Below are 832 nucleotides of genomic sequence, written 5' to 3'. Positions count from 1 at the left end.
AATTGTTTTATGATATTCATCCAAATTATAACTCTTTTGTAGTGCAGTGACTATACACCGCCAATAGTTAAGCTTGTCCACGGCACACTAAAGCGTAGATTAAACCATTGGGTGATTGCCGCCCATGCGCCAACGCTGGCGATAATGACGGCAAATGCCGCGGCACTCAGTCCAAGCAGACCAAGCTCTAGTACATTAAGCATATATAAATCGCGTTTTTGCATCCCTAACAGCCTAAACGAAGCGCTTTCTTGCATACGATCTTGCGAGGTGGACAGTAACGAGCTAATCAATACCATGACGCCAGTCAATAGAGCCAGTAGGGTAAAGACATAAACCAAGCGGCTCATTTGTGCCACCAACTCTTGGACTTGCTGCGCGATAGCCGTCCCATCAATAGTCGTCACAGCAGGAAACGTTCTGACCAGTTGTCCTTGCAAGTCTGGAATATCATCGGCGGCTACATGAGCAGTGGCAAATTGGATTTGCGGTGCAGCAGAGAGAACAGAGGGCTCAAATAAGAAGTAAAAATAAGGGCTTGGACCTTGCTCATAACGCGAGCGAATACTGGTAATCTGACCGACGATTTCAATCCCTTGAATATTAAATCGAACCTGATCGCCCATACCGACGTTTAGCAAGCTGGCAGCGGTATCCAAAATCGATAAAGGCGCGACGACTTGTCCTGGATTCTTACTCTCAGTTTCGATCGGTGCATACAGCTGATTATTGGCGATGGCATCTGTAATAAACTCAGTTTCCATGACGGTATCTGAGTATAGTCAGTTCAAAATAAAACTGTTATGGCCAGGACAAATATCATAAAATAATT

The 832-nt window shown here is 45.0% G+C and carries 1 pseudogene; it reads right to left on the bottom strand.

Going from position 1 to position 832, the window contains the following annotated elements:
* Positions 1-53 precede the first annotated feature (53 nt).
* Positions 54-779 (bottom strand): annotated as a pseudogene (locus tag EI161_RS14530) (FtsX-like permease family protein); the annotation flags it as partial.
* Between the last annotated feature and the right edge of the window lie 53 nt (positions 780-832).

This window comes from Psychrobacter sp. FME5 (assembly GCF_014861375.1).
Taxonomy (GTDB): domain Bacteria; phylum Pseudomonadota; class Gammaproteobacteria; order Pseudomonadales; family Moraxellaceae; genus Psychrobacter.
The sequence above is the reverse complement of the archived record's forward strand: the minus strand, read 5'-3'. Positions and strand labels throughout refer to the sequence as shown.